19 protein-coding genes are annotated in these 16,759 nt (G+C 59.1%); 6 read left to right on the plus strand and 13 right to left on the minus strand.

Annotated features, from left to right (window positions below; all coding sequences use genetic code 11):
* The 3 genes from KUV52_RS06510 to rhlB all read right to left on the minus strand — a co-directional run bounded on the left by KUV52_RS06510 (position 1) and on the right by rhlB (position 3,892).
* Entirely contained in the window at positions 1-1,398 is a 1,398-nt protein-coding gene (locus KUV52_RS06510) for an L-cystine transporter (RefSeq protein WP_222525130.1), read from the minus strand.
* 178 nt (positions 1,399-1,576) lie between these two features.
* On the minus strand, positions 1,577-2,509 hold the full coding sequence (locus KUV52_RS06515) for an exopolyphosphatase (protein ID WP_222525131.1): 933 nt from the start codon (positions 2,507-2,509) through the stop codon (positions 1,577-1,579).
* A gap of 99 nt (positions 2,510-2,608) precedes the next feature.
* Positions 2,609-3,892, minus strand: a complete 1,284-nt coding sequence (rhlB, locus tag KUV52_RS06520) for an ATP-dependent RNA helicase RhlB (RefSeq protein WP_222525132.1) — start codon at positions 3,890-3,892, stop codon at positions 2,609-2,611.
* A gap of 191 nt (positions 3,893-4,083) precedes the next feature.
* On the opposite strand from rhlB, the gene trxA reads away from it, so the two are divergent.
* From trxA to KUV52_RS06535, 3 genes are all read left to right on the plus strand, one after another.
* Positions 4,084-4,410 carry a thioredoxin TrxA gene (gene trxA, locus KUV52_RS06525; protein ID WP_222525133.1) on the plus strand — a complete coding sequence of 109 codons (327 nt, stop codon included), beginning with the start codon at positions 4,084-4,086 and terminating at the stop codon, positions 4,408-4,410.
* Positions 4,411-4,657: 247 nt separating this feature from the next.
* A complete protein-coding gene (gene rho, locus KUV52_RS06530; protein ID WP_222525134.1) occupies positions 4,658-5,923 on the plus strand; it encodes a transcription termination factor Rho in 1,266 nt (421 codons plus the stop codon).
* 131 nt (positions 5,924-6,054) lie between these two features.
* Positions 6,055-6,207, plus strand: a complete 153-nt coding sequence (locus KUV52_RS06535) for a hypothetical protein (protein WP_222525135.1) — start codon at positions 6,055-6,057, stop codon at positions 6,205-6,207.
* 65 nt (positions 6,208-6,272) lie between these two features.
* Here KUV52_RS06535 and traF read toward each other — a convergent pair whose 3' ends face one another.
* The 3 genes from traF to KUV52_RS06550 all read right to left on the minus strand — a co-directional run bounded on the left by traF (position 6,273) and on the right by KUV52_RS06550 (position 8,539).
* Positions 6,273-7,463 carry a conjugal transfer protein TraF gene (gene traF, locus KUV52_RS06540; RefSeq protein ID WP_222525136.1) on the minus strand — a complete coding sequence of 397 codons (1,191 nt, stop codon included), beginning with the start codon at positions 7,461-7,463 and terminating at the stop codon, positions 6,273-6,275.
* Positions 7,464-7,638: 175 nt separating this feature from the next.
* On the minus strand, positions 7,639-8,109 hold the full coding sequence (locus tag KUV52_RS06545) for a hypothetical protein (RefSeq protein WP_222525137.1): 471 nt from the start codon (positions 8,107-8,109) through the stop codon (positions 7,639-7,641).
* A complete protein-coding gene (locus KUV52_RS06550) occupies positions 8,087-8,539 on the minus strand; it encodes a hypothetical protein (RefSeq protein ID WP_222525138.1) in 453 nt (150 codons plus the stop codon). The genes KUV52_RS06545 and KUV52_RS06550 overlap by 23 nt, the downstream gene beginning before the upstream one ends.
* 146 nt (positions 8,540-8,685) lie before the next feature.
* Between KUV52_RS06550 and ubiD the strand changes: the two genes are divergently transcribed.
* From ubiD to KUV52_RS06565, 3 genes are all read left to right on the plus strand, one after another.
* Positions 8,686-10,164, plus strand: coding sequence for a 4-hydroxy-3-polyprenylbenzoate decarboxylase (gene ubiD / locus KUV52_RS06555; protein ID WP_222525139.1), 1,479 nt, complete (start codon positions 8,686-8,688; stop codon positions 10,162-10,164).
* 10 nt (positions 10,165-10,174) lie between these two features.
* Positions 10,175-10,867 carry an NAD(P)H-flavin reductase gene (gene fre, locus KUV52_RS06560; protein ID WP_222525140.1) on the plus strand — a complete coding sequence of 231 codons (693 nt, stop codon included), beginning with the start codon at positions 10,175-10,177 and terminating at the stop codon, positions 10,865-10,867.
* Positions 10,868-11,006: 139 nt separating this feature from the next.
* The gene (locus KUV52_RS06565) at positions 11,007-11,606 is read left to right on the plus strand and encodes a GNAT family N-acetyltransferase (RefSeq protein ID WP_222525141.1); all 600 of its coding nucleotides are present in this window, start codon (positions 11,007-11,009) and stop codon (positions 11,604-11,606) included.
* A 64-nt stretch (positions 11,607-11,670) separates the two neighbouring features.
* On the opposite strand, the gene KUV52_RS06570 is transcribed toward KUV52_RS06565, so the two are convergent.
* The 7 genes from KUV52_RS06570 to KUV52_RS06600 all read right to left on the minus strand — a co-directional run bounded on the left by KUV52_RS06570 (position 11,671) and on the right by KUV52_RS06600 (position 16,745).
* On the minus strand, positions 11,671-11,961 hold the full coding sequence (locus tag KUV52_RS06570) for a putative quinol monooxygenase (protein ID WP_222525142.1): 291 nt from the start codon (positions 11,959-11,961) through the stop codon (positions 11,671-11,673).
* Positions 11,962-12,140: 179 nt separating this feature from the next.
* Complete coding sequence (locus KUV52_RS06575) at positions 12,141-12,383, minus strand: Rho-binding antiterminator (RefSeq protein WP_222525143.1); 243 nt, start codon at positions 12,381-12,383, stop codon at positions 12,141-12,143.
* A gap of 48 nt (positions 12,384-12,431) precedes the next feature.
* Positions 12,432-13,301: a 4-hydroxybenzoate octaprenyltransferase gene (ubiA, locus tag KUV52_RS06580; RefSeq protein ID WP_222525144.1), complete on the minus strand. Its 870-nt coding sequence runs from the start codon at positions 13,299-13,301 to the stop codon at positions 12,432-12,434.
* Positions 13,302-13,423: 122 nt separating this feature from the next.
* Positions 13,424-13,939 carry an aminoacyl-tRNA deacylase gene (locus KUV52_RS06585; protein ID WP_222525145.1) on the minus strand — a complete coding sequence of 172 codons (516 nt, stop codon included), beginning with the start codon at positions 13,937-13,939 and terminating at the stop codon, positions 13,424-13,426.
* Between the two features lie 56 nt (positions 13,940-13,995).
* Positions 13,996-14,973, minus strand: a complete 978-nt coding sequence (locus KUV52_RS06590) for a glutathione S-transferase family protein (RefSeq protein ID WP_222525146.1) — start codon at positions 14,971-14,973, stop codon at positions 13,996-13,998.
* A 70-nt stretch (positions 14,974-15,043) separates the two neighbouring features.
* Entirely contained in the window at positions 15,044-15,439 is a 396-nt protein-coding gene (locus KUV52_RS06595; protein WP_222525147.1) for a DoxX family protein, read from the minus strand.
* A 322-nt stretch (positions 15,440-15,761) separates the two neighbouring features.
* Positions 15,762-16,745, minus strand: coding sequence for a formate dehydrogenase subunit gamma (locus tag KUV52_RS06600; RefSeq protein WP_222525148.1), 984 nt, complete (start codon positions 16,743-16,745; stop codon positions 15,762-15,764).
* Positions 16,746-16,759 lie beyond the last annotated feature (14 nt).

The raw sequence follows: 16,759 nt of genomic DNA on the forward strand, positions 1-16,759 counted from the left end.
TCAGGATACCGATTCCAGATCCAGTTCCAACTCCTGCTCGCCATTGTAGACGGACATGTCGGTCTGACCCAGCACCCGGCTGGTGATAAAGCCGGAGGTGATGGCACCGTTCACGTTCAGAGCGGTACGGCCCATGTCGATCAACGGCTCGATGGAGATCAACAGACCCACCAGGGCCACCGGCATATCCAGAGCGGTCAGCACAATCAGGGCCGCGAAGGTGGCACCACCGCCCACGCCCGCCACACCGAAGGAGCCCACCACGATGGTGGCGATCACGGTGGCGATGAACATCGGGCTCATCGGGTCAATGCCAACCACCGGCGCAATCATCACCACCAGCATGGCCGGGTAGATACCCGCACAACCGTTCTGACCAATGGTGGCGCCAAAGGAGGCGGCAAAGTTGGCGATGCCATCCGGGATCCCCAGCTGACGGGTCTGAGTCTGTACGGTCAGCGGGATGGTGCCCGCACTGGTACGGCTGGTAAAGGCGAAGGAGAGTACCGGCAGCACCTTCTTCACGAAGGTTACCGGGTTGCCACCCGCCATTGCCACCAACACCAGATGCACACCAAACATCAGCGCCAGAGCCAGGTAGGAGGCCAGCACAAAGTTGAACAGATTGAGGATGTCAGCAAAGTTGGAGCCTGCCAGCACCTTGGTCATCAGCGCCAGTACACCGTAGGGAGTCAGGCGCAGCACCAGGGTAACAATGCGCATCACGATGGCGTAAGCCACCTGCATAAAGCTGTCGAACTTGTCCGCCAGCTCCGGCTGCTTCTTATGTACGCCCAAAGCGGCGATGCCGACAAAGGCGGAGAAGATCACTACGGAGATGATGGAGGTGTCACGGGCACCGGTCATATCCAGGAAGGGGTTGGCCGGGATCAGCTCCACCAGAGTACGGGCGATGGAGATCTGCTCCGCTGCACCTTCACGGGCCAGCAGGGCCGCAGCACGTTCCGCTTCACGGGCACCCTCGGTCAGCCCCTCGGCAGAGAGGCCAAACAGGTGTGCCACGCCCATGCCAATCAGGCCGGCAATTGCTACGGTAAAGAGCAGAACACCGATGGTCAGGGCGGAGATCTTACCCAGAGACTGACCATCCTTAAGCTTGAGAATGGCGCTGATGATCGACACCATCACCAGCGGCACGACGATCATCTTGAGCAGTTGGACATAGCCCTTACCGGCAATATCGAAATACTCAATGGACTGGCTCAGAACCGGTGAGCCGCTGCCGTAGACCCACTGCAGCAGCGCGCCGTAGCCGATACCCAAACCCAATGCCATGAACACCCGGCGGGTAAACTTGACGTGCTTTTGTTGCAGGTTGAACAACAGATAGAACAGGCCCAGCATCACCACGACGTTGAGCAAAACGAATAAATTCATAGTAGTCGTACCTTTTCCGGAGATAACTCCGGTTCGCCTCGAAAAACTGGCGGGAGTGATTTGTAATTATGTTCAAACCCAAAGGATCGCTCTGGGTCTCTCCCTTTGACGCGCAGGATACCCAATCACGCGCCAGATCCTTTATGCCCAAATGGAATAACAAAGTCTATTCAGGATATTAGTTCTGTTCTTCCGCCAGTTCCTTGGCCAACTCCACCAAAACCCCTTCCCGCAAAGCACCGCCTCCCAACTCCAGCCTCGGCAGTTGCAGGCAGTCCATAAAGCCCGTCAGCAGGGCAACGCCAGCGGCAAAGGTGGGCACCCGCTCCGCGTCCAGCCCTGGCAAAGCGTTGTGCCCCAGGCTCTGCAGTTCCTGGGTGATTTCAGAAAGTTCGATTGGGGTAATCGCTTCCAGTGGTACGCCCCGCGTCTCAAACAACTCAAACAGGCTGCGTACGGTTCCGGATACGCCGAGTGCAGGGAGGCCATGATAGGGCGTCAGTGCATCGGCAAACGGCGCCAGGGCCTGTTCGACGGTCTCCTGCACTGCAGCAAACCCATCAGCACTGATGCCGTTGGCCAGCGGCCCCTGCATGGTGGTGACACACCCCAACTCAAAGGAGTGCTTAAACGCCATCCCCTGCTCATCGCCCACCACCAACTCGGTACTGGCGCCCCCAATGTCCAGCACCATCACTGTGCCGGACACCGCCGTAGCCGCACGCATCCCCTGGTAGATCAGCGTCGCTTCCCGCTCGCCGCTGATCACCTCGATGGGGTGCCCCAGCAGCGGCTCACCCTGGGCGATAAAGTCGGCGGCGTTATCCGCCTGTCGCAGGGCCGCCGTAGCCAGAACCGCCACCTTGGCGGGCTGGTACTGCTGCAGCAACTCGCCAAACCAGGCCAGGCACTCCAGTCCTTCGGTCATCGCGCTGTCACCGATGTGGCCGTTCAGTGCCAGCCCCCGGGCCAGTCTCGCCTTACGCTTATGTTTGGCGATGATGGTGGGCACGGGACTGCCGGTCCTGGCGATCAGCATATTGAAACTGTTGGAGCCGAGAGTGATGGCGGCAACCAGGGTATCGGAGTTATTTGCGTGGGGTTTTGCCATAGAGGAAACGGATACCGGGCGATGCCCGCAGAGTGATTGTCCAGGCCATCAGCTCAGGCTAATGGCAAAACGGCGGCCACAAGGCCGCCGTTGTCCGTCTTAACGCCGAGGCCGTGGGCCTCGACCGCCGCCACTGCGGCCATCACGTCGCTGACCATCGCGACCACCGGGACGGCGGTTACGCTGGATCCGTTGCGGACGCGGAATGTCGGTCAACAGTGCAGAGGCATCGTAGCCACTCACCGGGATCTGGTGGCCGATGTACTCCTCGATCGCCGGCAGGTTGAGAGCATACTGCTCACAGGCGAAGCTGATGGAGTGCCCGGTCGCACCCGCACGTCCGGTCCGGCCGATGCGGTGTACGTAATCTTCGGAGTCGTCCGGCAGGTCATAGTTGAAGACGTGGGTCACGTCGGCAATGTGCAGACCACGGGCCGCCACATCGGTGGCCACCAGGAAGTCGACTTCGCCCGCCTTGAACTGCTCCAGGATCTTCACGCGCTTCTTCTGCGGTACGTCACCGGTCAGCAGGCCAACACGGTGGCCGTCGCCCGCCAGCCAGGCCCAGATGTCCTCGCAGCGGTGTTTGGTGTTGGCAAAGATGATCGCCTTATCCGGCCAATCCTCTTCAATCAGAGTCAGCAGCAGACGCATCTTGTCTTCGTTGGAGGGGTAGAACAGCTCCTCCTTGATGCGCTTGCCGGTTTTCTGCTCCGGCTCCACCTGCACATGCTCAGGCTCGTTCATGTGCTCATACGCCAGCTCCTGCACCTTGAAGGAGAGGGTGGCGGAGAACAGCATGTTACGGCGCTCAGAAGGCGGCGGCATGCGACGGAACAGGTAACGGATGTCCTTGATAAAGCCCAGATCGAACATGCGATCCGCTTCATCCAGCACCATCACCTGAATGCCATTAAGCTTGTAGGTGCCCTGCTTGTAGTAGTCGATCAGGCGACCGGTGGTGCCGATCAGAATATCGACGCCCGCTTCCAGGGTGGCGCGCTGGCTGTCGTAGCCTTCGCCGCCGTATGCCAGACCCAGCTTCAGACCGGTGGCCTTGGACAGGGGCTCGGCATCCTTGAAGATCTGGATCGCCAACTCACGGGTCGGCGCCATGATCAGGGCGCGGGGGCTCTTGCCGTCGTGACCTTCCGGAGCGTCCTGCTTGAGCAGCTCATGGAAGGTGGCGACCAGGAACGCCAGGGTTTTGCCGGTACCGGTCTGGGCCTGACCTGCAATGTCCTTACCGGACAATACAATAGGAAGGGTCAGAGCCTGAATCGGCGTGCAGTGCGTAAATCCGCTTGATTCCAGGGCTTCAACCACTTGGGGAGCCAGCGGAAAATCGGCGAATTTGGTTTCGGTCAAATGGGTCTTAGTCATAACGGTGCAGCATATCGGAAGCGCTTGCCATTGGGAACCTAATCAAGTCAAATAATCGCCATATCTCACCGGGTTCGGCCCCCTGTTCAATCCCGTTTTACGATTGGGGTTGAAAGCCGAAGGCGGTGTCCCCAAATAGGACCTCATGGGGCGTCCCGGAGACGCTTACCGACATTGAAACGGAGTCAATAATGAGCGACAAGATTGTACAGCTGTCCGATGGCAGCTTCGAGAACGACGTACTGAAAGCCGACAAGCCTGTCCTGGTGGACTTCTGGGCCGAATGGTGTGGTCCTTGCAAAATGATCGCTCCGGTACTGGATGAGCTGGCTGAAGAGTACGGCGACCAGCTGACCATCGGTAAGCTGAATGTTGACCAGAACAGCGAAACCCCGCCGAAGTACGGCATCCGTGGTATCCCCACCCTGCTGCTGTTCAAAGATGGTCAACTGGCTGGCACCAAGGTAGGTGCGGCTTCCAAGACCCAGCTGAAAGAGTTTATCGACGCCCACCTGTAATTCAGGGGCCGCGACGAAAGGAATCGGGCAGTCGAGTTAGCACTGATTGCTTGACAGGGCCGTCTTCGGACGGCCCTTTTTTATGTCCGGGATCCCCCCCAAAACGCTGGACGGTCCTAAACATTGGTGCTAGCTTAATAGCCAGTACATTTCTCGCCCTAACAGGGCAAATCTCCATTTTTAAATCACAGCAACAGTGACATAGCCGCGCTCTTTTCGTGAGTGCACAATCAAAAGACCCACCCATATGAACCTTACCGAACTGAAACAGAAACCGGTCTCCGAACTGGTTGCCCTGGCCGAGTCCATGGGCCTGGAGAACCTGGCTCGTGCACGGAAGCAAGATATTCTGTTCGCCATCCTCAAGGCGCACGCCAAAAGCGGTGAAGATATCTACGGCGACGGCGTCCTGGAGATCCTGCAAGACGGCTTTGGCTTTCTTCGCAGCGCGGACTCTTCCTATCTTGCCGGCCCGGATGACATCTACGTCAGCCCCAGTCAGATCCGTCGATTTAACCTGCGTACCGGTGATTCCATCTCAGGTAAGATCCGACCGCCGAAAGAGGGCGAGCGCTATTTTGCCCTGCTGAAAGTCAGCGAAGTTAACTTCGACCGTCCTGAAAGCTCCCGCAGCAAAATCCTGTTTGAGAACCTGACTCCCCTGCATGCCAACGATCGTCTGCGCATGGAGCGAGGCAACGGTTCCACCGAGGACATCACTGCTCGCGTACTGGATCTGGCCAGCCCCATCGGTAAAGGTCAACGTGGTCTGATTGTGGCCCCGCCGAAAGCCGGTAAGACCCTGTTGCTGCAGAACATTGCCCAATCCATCGCCTACAACCACCCCGATTGTGTGTTGATGGTGCTGCTGATCGACGAACGTCCCGAAGAGGTGACTGAGATGCAGCGTCTGGTGAAGGGCGAAGTGGTGGCCTCCACCTTCGACGAGCCGGCTTCCCGCCACGTTCAGGTTGCTGAAATGGTGATCGAGAAGGCCAAGCGTCTGGTTGAGCACAAGAAAGACGTGGTGATCCTGCTGGACTCCATCACCCGTCTGGCCCGTGCCTACAACACCGTGGTACCGAGCTCCGGTAAAGTACTGACCGGTGGTGTGGACGCCAACGCCCTGCACCGTCCCAAGCGCTTCTTCGGTGCGGCCCGTAATGTTGAGGAGGGCGGCAGCCTGACCATCATCGCCACCGCGCTGATCGACACCGGCTCCAAAATGGATGAAGTGATCTACGAAGAGTTCAAGGGCACCGGTAACATGGAACTGCACCTGTCTCGCAAGATCGCCGAGCGCCGCGTGTTCCCGGCCATCGACTTTAACCGCTCCGGCACCCGCCGCGAAGAGCTGCTGGCTGGCAGCGAAGAGCTGCAGAAGATGTGGATCCTGCGTAAGATCCTCAACCCGATGCAGGAAGTGGAAGCGATGGAGTTCCTCATCGACAAGCTGGCGATGACCAAAACCAATGACGAGTTCTTTGACGCGATGAAGCGCGCCAAGTCCTGAGTTGGTTCTGAACCCGCCTAAAAAACACCGCCTTCGGGCGGTGTTTTTATTTCTGCCCGGCTCCCCGGAAGGCTACCGCTGCGCTCCCGCTGGACTATAACCAGGGGAGGACAGTAAAGGGGGATAGCAACATGGGTGAACGGGCACAACAACCGATTGAGCGACGCCAGCATCAGGAGCGCCGTCAGCATCATGAACGGCGTGAAGAGACCCGGTTCGACGATGACAGGGGCGATCGCCGCATCAGCGACCGCCGCCATGAGGACCGCGCCGTCGGCCATTGAGCAATACAGAAACGCCCCGGACCAGCCGGGGCGTTTCTGTATGACTTACGCGCGTTATTTCGGGCTCAGAACTTCAGGCCCAACTGCACCACAGCGCCGCGTTCGTCGTCGTCACCAAACTGGCCAGCCAGATCCAGTGTGAACACGTCACCGGGGGAGATCCCCAGGCCCAGGCTCAACACATCTTCCGAATTGCCTTCCAGGTCGTGACGATAACCGGCACGCAGCTGCGCGTGGCCACCGAAATCGTACTCCACACCGAAGCGGGCCCACTGGCGCGGATCGGTTAGGGCGGCAAAGGATTCATCTTTGATCAGGTCCAGATCCAGCGCGGCGGTAAAGCCGCCCTGCTGGAACGCCACCGCACCGATCACCGTGGGCTTCAGTTCCAGGTCCTGATTGTTGGTGTTACGCAAAGACTGGCTGATCAGGTTGCGCCCCACCAGGCCATACTGCCAGGGCCCATAGCTGCCCTGGAAACCCACATCCAGGTTGAACTCGGTCTGGTCGGTCAGGTTGTCATCGGAGGTAATGTCATCCTCGTCGAAGTTACTGACGGTGGCGTTGTAGTAATAGGTGTCAATACGCTGCATTTTGGGCGCCACACCCACGGAGAACTGGCCCAGCCAGGGGCTTTGAAACTCGCGGGCAAAGCTCAGGGCCACTTCGGTGATCCCGACCGCCTGCACATCGGCGTTGGACTGGATGTCGTTCTGGTCAAAGGGTGCGCCAGCCAGAGCGTCGTCCAGCAGTTGCTCATCCTCTTCGATGTAGTTGATCAGGCCATTGCCCACCAGGAAGGTGTTGAGGGATAGACCAAAACCCAGGCTCTTGCTGGGCACAAAGAAGCCCAGCAGGGCACCGCCGTTGGCTTCCGGCTTAGTCTGGTCCAGATTCTCCAACTGGCCGACGATCTCATCCTTCAATGCCAAGGCTTCCGGGGCAGCGTTCGGATCACCGCTGTTGATCAGGGCTTCGAAGCGGTCCAGGTTGGCCTGCAGCGCATCAATGTCGTCAATGGCCTCTTCGTAGTCCCGGGCCAATACCCCGGCGCCCAGTTGAAAATAGAAATCCTCACCCTCTTTAAATCGGGTCAGCAAAGCCGGGTTCTGGCTGGCGCGGGTAAAATCACCGGAGGCCACACCAACCCCGCCCATGCCGCCAGCGCGGGCATCGGCAAAAACGGTGGCGGAGGCGGAGGGTGTCAGCAGGGGGAGAAGCGCCAAAGTCGCGGCGCCAAGGTATACGCGTTTCATCAATTACTTCCTTGTCCAATAACGGCGGACGGAGCCTTAAAAAGGGTGGAATCTAACCCTGTTCGAGTTCTGAGGCTGGGAGCGGGCTCACGATCCTGACACCTTGTGGTCACAGCACGACAGCCGTAACGCCCCCTTTTGTTAACGACCGGGAGCGGGTCAAACTTGAATGAAATTACGGTGTGGGCTGCGGGCAGGATTCGGCCTGGTAGCGGTCGGAGAGAAAGTCGTAGCGATAGCATTGACCCTGCCACTGGTAGCGGGTGCCGTTCGCGGTTTGAATCAAGCGGGCATTGGCGGGGAGTGAGGCCCGGCTGTTACGGGGAGTCTGCGCCTGCCGTAGGGTGGTGTCGGTGGGTACAACCAGCGGTTTAGGCTGAGGTTTTGCCCTGTCTGGTGTGGAGTAACGGTAGGGATAACGGTATCCCCAGTCACGCCAGTAGCGACGCTCCCAGTGCGAGGGATACCAGGGGTAGCGCCAGCGACTGGACCAGTAGGGGTCACCATAACGATAGTGGCCATAGCTCACCGATGGGGAGCCGTAGTGAATCGACCAGCCCCAGTCCCCGGCCAGGGCTCCGCCGCTGATTGCCAGCAGCAAACTGGCCAACAGAGTCTGGCGATTAAGGGCAGGGTATCGGCACATAGTCGTTGGTCATCCAACTTTTTCGGTAACAACCCACTTCGTTCTTCCAGTATCGCCCCTGGGGAGACTCCCGCTCAACTGCCCCGGGCGGGGGCGTGCCCAGAGTCGGATTGGGGCCGGTCGGAGGGGTAACCAGGGTATCGAACTCGGTACGGGGTTTGGCGTCCCCCTCGAGCCTCAACCGGGGTGGCGTCTGAGCCAATGGGTCATCCACGCCCTGCCAACGGGCCGGGTCATGGCGCTCACGGTACTGCTCCTGCCAGGTCTGCTGATTCCAGCGCTGGTTTTGCTGCCACTCCCGTTGCTGCTGCCAGCGCTGCTCCAGTGGCGGCGCACCGATGGGGCGCTGAGACTTATATCCTGCGTTCCAGTTGGGTGGCTGGTTGGCCAGCACGGTCAGCGCCAGTAACAGTGTGGTGGTGATCCCCATCAGGCTCTCCCCCGTTTCCGCTCTGATGACAGTTTAGGCCCCGTGACCCGCCCCGGGTTCCACCTGCCCTGTCCCGGCGACGGTCGCACCGCTATAATACCCCGGCACTTTGACGAAGGTCACACCAGCACAGAGAATAAAATCTAATGAAGTTCAGTGACTTGCGAGAATTTATCCAGTTTCTTGAGCAGCAGGGCGAGCTCAAGCGCATCACCGCCGAGGTGGACCCTCACCTGGAGATGACCGAGATCTGCGACCGCGTACTGCGGGCCGGAGGCCCGGCGCTCCTGTTTGAGAACCCCAAGGGCAGCGAGATGCCGGTGCTGGCCAACCTGTTCGGTACGCCGCGCCGGGTCGCCCTGGCGATGGGCCGTGAAGACACCTCCGCGCTGAAGGAGGTGGGAGAGTTGCTGGCGTTTCTGAAAGAGCCTGAGCCACCCTCAGGCTTTAAGGACGCCATCGCCAAGGTGCCGATGTTCAAGCAGGCCCTGAATCTGCCGCCCAAGCGCGTCAGCAAGGCACCCTGTCAGGAGATCGTGTTCGAAGGTGATGAGGTGGACCTCACCAAACTGCCGGTTCAGCACTGCTGGCCGGGGGATGTTGCGCCCCTGGTAACCTGGGGCCTGACCATCACCAAAGGACCCAATCAGAAGCGTCAGAATCTGGGGATCTACCGCCAGCAACTGCTGGGTAAGAACCAGCTGATCATGCGCTGGTTGGCTCACCGTGGTGGCGCACTGGATTACCGCGACTTCCAGCAGAAGTATCCTGGTGAACGCTACCCGGTCGCGGTGGCGTTGGGTGCCGACCCGGTCACCATTCTCGGGGCCGTCACCCCGGTACCGGATGGTCTGAGCGAGTACGCTTTTGCTGGCCTGCTGCGTGGCGAACGCACTCAGGTCACCAAGGCGCTGTCCTGTGACCTTGAGGTGCCCGCCACCGCCGAGATCATACTGGAGGGTTACCTTGAGCCCGGCCTGGAAGCCCCGGAAGGCCCCTACGGTGACCACACCGGTTACTACAACGAGGTGGAATCCTTCCCGGTGCTGACCGTCACCCACGTCACCATGCGGAAAGACGCCATCTACCACAGCACCTACACCGGCCGTCCGCCGGATGAGCCAGCGATGCTGGGTGTGGCCCTGAACGAAGTGTTCGTGCCGATTCTTCGCAAGCAGTTCCCTGAGATTCAGGACTTCTACCTGCCGCCGGAGGGTTGCTCCTACCGGATGGCGGTCATCACCATCAAGAAGCAGTACCCGGGCCACGCCAAGCGCGTGATGATGGCGGCCTGGAGCTATCTGCGCCAGTTCATGTACACCAAGTTCATCGTGGTCTGCGACGACGACGTGAATGCCCGCAACTGGGAAGACGTGATCTGGGCCATCACCACCCGAATGGACCCCGCCCGGGACACGGTGATGATTGAAAACACTCCCATCGACTATCTGGACTTTGCCTCTCCGGTGGCAGGCCTGGGTTCCAAGATGGGCATGGACGCCACCAACAAGTGGCCCGGCGAAACCGATCGCGAATGGGGTGAACCCATCGTTATGGACGAGGCGATCAAGACCCGCGTGGATGAGCGCTGGGCTGAGCTGGGTCTGGACCCCATAAAAAAATAACGAGAACGCCATGAGTCGTATCCGCTGTCAGATAGAGCAACTGACCCCCATGAGTGACACCGTCTTTAAGGCGGTACTCACTCCGGAACAGCCGCTGGACTTTAAGCCCGGCCAATACCTGACCGTCGTGATGAGCGAAGAGGACAAGCGCCCCTTCTCCATCGCCTCCAGCCCGCTGGATGGCAAGATTGAGCTGCACATCGGTGCTTCGGTCGCGGAAAGCTTTGCCATGCAGGTGGTCGACCGCCTGCGTCAGGAGAGCCACATTGAGATCGAGGCCCCCTTCGGGGAGGCCTACCTGCGTCACGACAGTGGCCGTCCCCGCATCCTGATTGCCGGTGGTACCGGGTTCTCCTACATCCACAGTCTGTTGGACACCCTGCTGCGCCAGGGCGACAGCCACACCACCTTCCTCTACTGGGGCGCGCGGGACCCGGATGCCATGTACCTCAAAGCACTGGCGGATAAGTGGGCCAGCCAATTCCCCCACCTGACCTTCATTCCGGTCTTTGATGACGCAGTACCAGGCCATCGCCAGGGCACCGTTATCGATGCGGTGTGTGAGGACTTTGTCAGTCTGCACGACTATGACGTTTACATCGCCGGGCGCTTTGAGATGGCCGGTGCAGCGCGGGAAAGATTCCGCCAGCAGGGCGTGCTGGATGCCCACCTGTATGGCGACGCTTACGCCTTTATGAAGTAAGCCCCCAGTCAGCCAAAAAAACGGAACCAATCGGTTCCGTTTTTGTTGGTACACGGTCGCCTATTTAGGTCAGGATCACGGATCCCGCTGCGCCAATTGAGGATAATTCCGCCGCCCAAATTTCGACCCAGAGACCGCCATGACCCTGACCACCCTGCTCAACGGCCAAACCCTTCCGCTGAAAAGCGAATTTCAACTTCGTCTGATGCTGCCCACCGACCTGCCCGCTTGCTGCGACATGCTGAATGACCCGCAGGTAAACCGTCACCTTTTCTTCGCGCCGGCCGCCGATGAGGTGTATCACGGCCACCTGGGCCCGCTGTTGACCATGGAGGCTCAGCGCCAGGCTCCGGTAGTGGCGATTGTGAACGCTGAGCAGGCGTTTGTGGGGATGGCCGCATTGGTAAAAAACAACGAATCCGGTGTGTTTGAGCTGGGTTACCAGTTGAGCGTCTCTGCCTGGGGGCAGGGTCTGGCCACCGCCGCATCCCGCCTGCTGCTGAGCATCGCCTTTGACCAGATGGGTGCCAGCGAAGTGAAAGCGGACTGCTATGACAACCATCGCGCCAGCAAGCGCGTGCTGGAGAAAGTGGGCCTGGGCCGCACCATCAAGGAGTACGGCTACTTTGAAGAGGGCACGGTAGACCGCTGCTGGTTTGCCATCACTGAGGCGCAATACCGCCGCTCCCAGGCGGTCGCCAGCACCGCGATGCCGACCATACCGGCGGTAGCGGCTTAAGGCCCAATCGCCTGCCAGCAAAGCAAAAAAGCCAGCGAAATGCTGGCTTTTTGTCGTTCAGGGCTTAGCCGACCCGCGTCATCTCATTCACGGTAAACACCGCCACCGCCCCTTCCGTCGCCTCAAGGTAGGCCTTGATGTGCTCGCTGGCCATATGATCCCGCCACAACGCTCGGCTTTGCCAGTTCTCAAAAAACAGGAAATGGGCCGGGTTATCGTTGTCCTGGTGCAGGTCATACTGCACGCAGCCCGCTTCCGCCCGGGTCGCCTCAATCAGCTTCAGCAGCTCGGTTTTCACCAACTCGGCACTCTCCGGATGAGCAATGATGTTGGCAACAATGGTCAGATGGGCCATGGCTCACTCTCCTAGGGATCGGTAAAGGGCCACAGCCCGCGCTATACCGCGTCGGCTGTGGTGTCGATGTAGAGCAATGGTAGACCTGGAGTGGGTGGCGATAAAGGTGACCAACCAAGAGAGAGCTTCAATCACTATTTGATAATGCGGATTCGGCAGGGGTGCAGCCGTTGGCTCCCTCAATCAAATCGCGCCAGCTGAAAGTGGGGGTTTTCCACCAGCACCTCCAGCATCATCAAGCTAGCCAGCACCACACTCCGTACCGTTTTCCCCTGCTTCAGGGTCAGGCACTCCTGCCTGGCGTCGTCCCACACCGTATCCAGTGCGGTACCCTCCAGACTCTCTCCTGACTTAAGTGTCAGCCTTACCGGGTAATGGAACAGGCAGACGATCTCGATGAAGTCGTACTCCTGACACCTCATAACCCCTCCATCCCGGATCAAAAAAGGCAGCCCCTGGCTGCCTTTTGATTATCTGAGGCCGTACTCCCCAACCACCGCCAGAAACAGCACCAGGCCGGCCCAGTTGTTGTTGAGAAACGCCGTAAAACAGGCGCCGCGCTCACGCTCGCGGATCAGGTATTGCTGGTAAACAAAGAACCCGGCCATACCCAGCAAGCCCAACTGGTAGATAAGCCCCAGTTCCAGCCGCAGACCGATGCCCAGCAGCAGGACCAGAGTGGCCACCTGGAACAGGCCAATCCAGAAACGATCCCAGCGGCCAAACCAGATGGCGCTGGAGCGGATCCCGATCTTCAAATCGTCTTCGCGATCCACCATGCCGTACATGGTGTCGTAGGCCACCGTCCAGCACCAGTTGGCGGCAAACAGATACCATGCCAGGGTCGGCACTTCACCAGTCTGGGCCGCAAACGCCATGGGAATGGACCAACTCCAGACGATGCCCAGAAACATCTGGGGTGCTGGCAGGAATCGCTTGGTAAAGGGGTAGATCACCGTCAGCACAATGCCCACATAGGCCAGCTTGACCGTCAGCGCATTGAGTTGCAGCACCAGGGCGTAACAGACCAGCCCCAACACCACGAACAGTGCCAGTGCCTCCTTCGCCTTGATCTCGCCACTGGCCAGAGGGCGGGAACGGGTGCGCTCAACATGGCTGTCCAGCTTTCGGTCCGCAAAGTCATTGATGATGCAACCGTTAGCGCGCATCAGCCAAACGCCCACAAAGAAGATGCCCAGCACAAAGGGATCGGGCAGGCCGTCGGCCGCCAGCCACAGAGCGGCCAGCGCCGGCCACATCAGAAGAAATGTGCCAATGGGTCGATCGAGGCGCGCGAGGCGCCAGTAAGCGTCAAAGCGGCCCTGCAAAACAGCCAGCATGGTCCCTGCCTTTCATGATCACAATTGGCCGCCATTATGCGTGATTGGCCTCACCCTGTCAGCCCACAAAAAAGCCGGGAGACCGCGCTTTGGCGACTCCCGGCAAGGGGTTAATCTCGGATTTACTGCCAGTCCCAGGCCCGCCGGGTCTGGCCGTAATCGATGCCTCTGACCACGCTGAAGCGGCCATGAATGTGATTGGCCATCAGCGCCATAAAGGCTTCTTTGTTGATGCGGATAAGGTTTTCATGATCCCCCGCTTCGAGGAAGATCTCGTTCTCCTCACTGAGTTGATCGTCGTAAACCGCCTGAACCTGGTAGGGGTCTCCCACAGCGGGCACAGCGCCAAGTTCGCAATCGTCGAAGGCGTTTTTCAGCCGTGATTCCGGGATCAGGTGCAGTTCACGGCCCAGATGCTCACCCAGTTTATGCAGCAGCACGCGGTTGGCAGCGGGCACCACGGCCATCACCCGTCGGCCTTCATGATCTTCAAGAATCACCGCTTTGGCGGTCTGTCTGGCTGGCACACCCGCACTCACCGCAGACTGCAACGCAGACTGGCTATGGCGGTGGGGAACCAGTTCGTACTGAACCCCAAGAGACTTGAGGTAATCACTGACTTTAATGGCAACACCCATAAGGCACCTCCTGGCAACGTCGGCCACACCTTTAATTTTAGGCGTTGCGCCGACATTCAGAGGTGATCCCGGCCATGGGGTGTCAGAAAATCCAATTCCGGCCCTTTGGGCACCACCCGGGTCGGGTTGATCATGTCATGGCTGTAGTAGTAGTGGCGCTTGATGTGCGCCATGTTGACGGTCTCTGCTACTCCGGGCCACTGGTACAACTCCCGCACATACCCGGACAAGTTGGGGAAACTGGAGAGCAGCTGCCGGTTGCATTTGAAGTGTCCGAAGTAGACCGCGTCAAACCGCACCAGGGTGGTGAACAGGCGCCAATCCGCCTCAGTGATACGCTCTCCCAGCAAGTAGCGCTGCTGACTCAGTCGGCTCTCCAGCCGATCCAGGGCGTCAAAGAGGCGATCATAAGCGGCCTCATACGCCTCCTGAGTGGTGGCAAAACCCGCCCGGTATACCCCGTTGTTGATGTTGTCGTAGACATCCTTGTTGACCGATTCGATCTCATCCCGAAGCGCTTCCGGCCAGTAGTCATCCTGGTTGCCGGTGAGGTGGTCAAATGCGCTGTTGAGCATCCGGATGATCTCCGATGACTCATTGTTGACGATGCGATGGGTTTGGGTGTCCCACAGTACCGGCACCGTCACTCGGCCGGTGTAATTCGCCTGGTTGGCGGTGTAGACCTGGTAGTGGTAATCAAAGCCATGCAGCTTATCGCCGCTGGAGCCTGAGGCCAGATCAAAGCTCCACCCCTTATCCAGCATATCGGGGCTGACCACGGACACATCGATGTAATCCCGGAGCCCTTTCAGAGCGAGGAAGATCAGGGTGCGATGGGCCCAAGGACAGGCATAGGAAACATACAGGTGGTAGCGTCCCTTCTCCGCTTTGAAGCCACCCTCTCCAGTGGGGCCAGGGGAGCCATCCGGGGTGATCCAGTTGCGCAGCTTGGCCTGCTCACGAACAAATTCACCCTTGCTGGTCTCCGTGTCATACCAGACGTCATGCCAGACGCCGTTAACCAGTTGTCCCATGGTCAGCTCCTGAAGTGTGTTGGCTAGGCAATGTGATAACGAGGGGGCGGCAGTTCGCCCCGCTCTGATGTTATTTGGCCAGCTTGGCGTCCAGGCTCAGCTTGCCAGCACCGTTGATGGTCAGCAGCAGGAAGCCCCCTGCCATCGCCAGGTTCTTGGCAAAGGCATTGAAGTCGTTGGCCAGGTCGCCATGGAAAATCACCGCGGAGAGCACACAGAAACCCGCCAGCAGGAAGGCGATGATGCGGGTTTTGAATCCCAGCAGAATCGCCAGGCCGCCAAACAGCTCCAGCACCACCACCGGGTAGAGCAGGATGCCGGGCACGCCCATCGACTCCATCCACCCTTGGGTACCAGCGAAGCCGCCAATTTTATGGAAGCCAGCTGCGATAAAGATAAAGGCCATCAGGGCACGGGCCAGCAGGTCAGTGGGAGCAGCAAGAGCGTGATTACGTGGGTCAGTCATGAGTCGGTCCTTGAGGTCGAAATGGTTAACAAGACAGGTGTCAGTTTAGTGCGATTTACTGATATAAAAATCGCAAAAATGTGGCGCCACTATTCGATTCAATAGAACAGTCGTGACAACAAGCGAACAAAGTGTTGGATGATTAGCTGGGCAAAACCGGTTTACGCTGTCGATGCCATCTGCGCCTGGTGGTCACTGAATAGAGGCCTGTGGCCGAGTGCATCGGCATGACAATTTCGGGCACCGTTAGCCCCCCTCTAGAAACAAAAAAGTCCCGCCAGGCGGGACTTTTCATCAGGGTAAGTGGTGACTCACCAAGGTATCACTCTTTGTACTTCAGAGTACCGTCAGCCTTGATCTCGTCATACCACACATTGTGGTGCTGCTTGGCCCAGTTCTCATCACAGTAACCGGATACCATGCACTCCATCCCCCCTTCGGACATGACGGTCGCCATGAAGATGTGAACGATGGAGAACGCGGTGACGATGATGGCGGCACTGGCGTGCACGATCAGCGCCAACAGGCTCAGGTTACGGGACGGCTCCACGTATTCCGGGAACAGCAGGATCACACCGGAAACGGCGATGATTGCGCCGCACAGGGCGAAGGTCCAGAACCACACCTTTTCACCCGCGTTGGCAAAGCCCGCATCCGGGTGCTTGCCTTTGAACGGGCCGAAGTTGATGTAGCCACCCACCACCAGGAACCAGTCCAGGTCGTACTTGGCGGGGATCTGGTTCTTGGCCCACTTCACGGTCATCAGCAACCAACCCAGCATGAACGGGATGGCCATGTAGTCGTGAACCGGCTTGGCGAAGGCTGCCATGGTGGCAAACGCCTGCTGACCCAGGTAGGGCTCGATGATCAGGCGGCCCGCCAACAGCGTCAGACCGGTCACGATCAGCAACAGACAGGGAATGGCACCCAGCCAGTGGATCGCCACATCCGCCTTGGACCAGCGGTAAACCATCTTGCCGGAGAAGCCGTGGTGCAGCTTGGAGATGCCGTTCACCGCGATAAACGCAGCGAATACGGCGATCATGCCAAACAGCGCCAGCGCCATACCCGGAGCCAGAATGTCACTGCGGAAAGGCAGCAGACGCTCGTCCTGCGGGTTGATCAGCTGGGCATGGAACTCGGACTCAGACACGGTACGCCCTTCAGCGCCCTGTTGAATCGCCTGCCACACCACTTCCGCTTCGTTGCCGGACTGGGCAGCCACGGTGCCCGGGTCGGACGCCAGGGCCAAACCAGGAACCAATACCAAGAGCATCAGCAGCGGCTTGAGCAGAGTTTTGAACATAGTCGCTCCTTTAG

This window comes from Ferrimonas balearica, assembly GCF_019802055.1.
Classification (GTDB): Bacteria; Pseudomonadota; Gammaproteobacteria; order Enterobacterales; family Shewanellaceae; genus Ferrimonas; species Ferrimonas balearica_A.

Bases quoted from the DNA above. Each gene is read 5' to 3' on its own strand.
- fre (WP_222525140.1), top strand. From the start codon at position 10,175: ATGAGTCGTATCCGCTGTCAGATAGAGCAACTGACCCCCATGAGTGAC.
- KUV52_RS06595 (WP_222525147.1), bottom strand. From the start codon at position 15,439: ATGACTGACCCACGTAATCACGCTCTTGCTGCTCCCACTGACCTGCTG.
- KUV52_RS06585 (WP_222525145.1), bottom strand. From the start codon at position 13,939: ATGGGTGTTGCCATTAAAGTCAGTGATTACCTCAAGTCTCTTGGGGTT.
- KUV52_RS06570 (WP_222525142.1), bottom strand. From the start codon at position 11,961: ATGGCCCATCTGACCATTGTTGCCAACATCATTGCTCATCCGGAGAGT.
- KUV52_RS06545 (WP_222525137.1), bottom strand. From the start codon at position 8,109: ATGTGCCGATACCCTGCCCTTAATCGCCAGACTCTGTTGGCCAGTTTG.
- KUV52_RS06590 (WP_222525146.1), bottom strand. From the start codon at position 14,973: ATGGGACAACTGGTTAACGGCGTCTGGCATGACGTCTGGTATGACACG.
- ubiD (WP_222525139.1), top strand. From the start codon at position 8,686: ATGAAGTTCAGTGACTTGCGAGAATTTATCCAGTTTCTTGAGCAGCAG.
- ubiA (WP_222525144.1), bottom strand. From the start codon at position 13,301: ATGCTGGCTGTTTTGCAGGGCCGCTTTGACGCTTACTGGCGCCTCGCG.
- KUV52_RS06575 (WP_222525143.1), bottom strand. From the start codon at position 12,383: ATGAGGTGTCAGGAGTACGACTTCATCGAGATCGTCTGCCTGTTCCAT.
- KUV52_RS06565 (WP_222525141.1), top strand. From the start codon at position 11,007: ATGACCCTGACCACCCTGCTCAACGGCCAAACCCTTCCGCTGAAAAGC.
- KUV52_RS06550 (WP_222525138.1), bottom strand. From the start codon at position 8,539: ATGGGGATCACCACCACACTGTTACTGGCGCTGACCGTGCTGGCCAAC.
- KUV52_RS06535 (WP_222525135.1), top strand. From the start codon at position 6,055: ATGGGTGAACGGGCACAACAACCGATTGAGCGACGCCAGCATCAGGAG.
- KUV52_RS06515 (WP_222525131.1), bottom strand. From the start codon at position 2,509: ATGGCAAAACCCCACGCAAATAACTCCGATACCCTGGTTGCCGCCATC.
- rhlB (WP_222525132.1), bottom strand. From the start codon at position 3,892: ATGACTAAGACCCATTTGACCGAAACCAAATTCGCCGATTTTCCGCTG.
- trxA (WP_222525133.1), top strand. From the start codon at position 4,084: ATGAGCGACAAGATTGTACAGCTGTCCGATGGCAGCTTCGAGAACGAC.
- KUV52_RS06600 (WP_222525148.1), bottom strand. From the start codon at position 16,745: ATGTTCAAAACTCTGCTCAAGCCGCTGCTGATGCTCTTGGTATTGGTT.
- KUV52_RS06510 (WP_222525130.1), bottom strand. From the start codon at position 1,398: ATGAATTTATTCGTTTTGCTCAACGTCGTGGTGATGCTGGGCCTGTTC.
- rho (WP_222525134.1), top strand. From the start codon at position 4,658: ATGAACCTTACCGAACTGAAACAGAAACCGGTCTCCGAACTGGTTGCC.
- traF (WP_222525136.1), bottom strand. From the start codon at position 7,463: ATGAAACGCGTATACCTTGGCGCCGCGACTTTGGCGCTTCTCCCCCTG.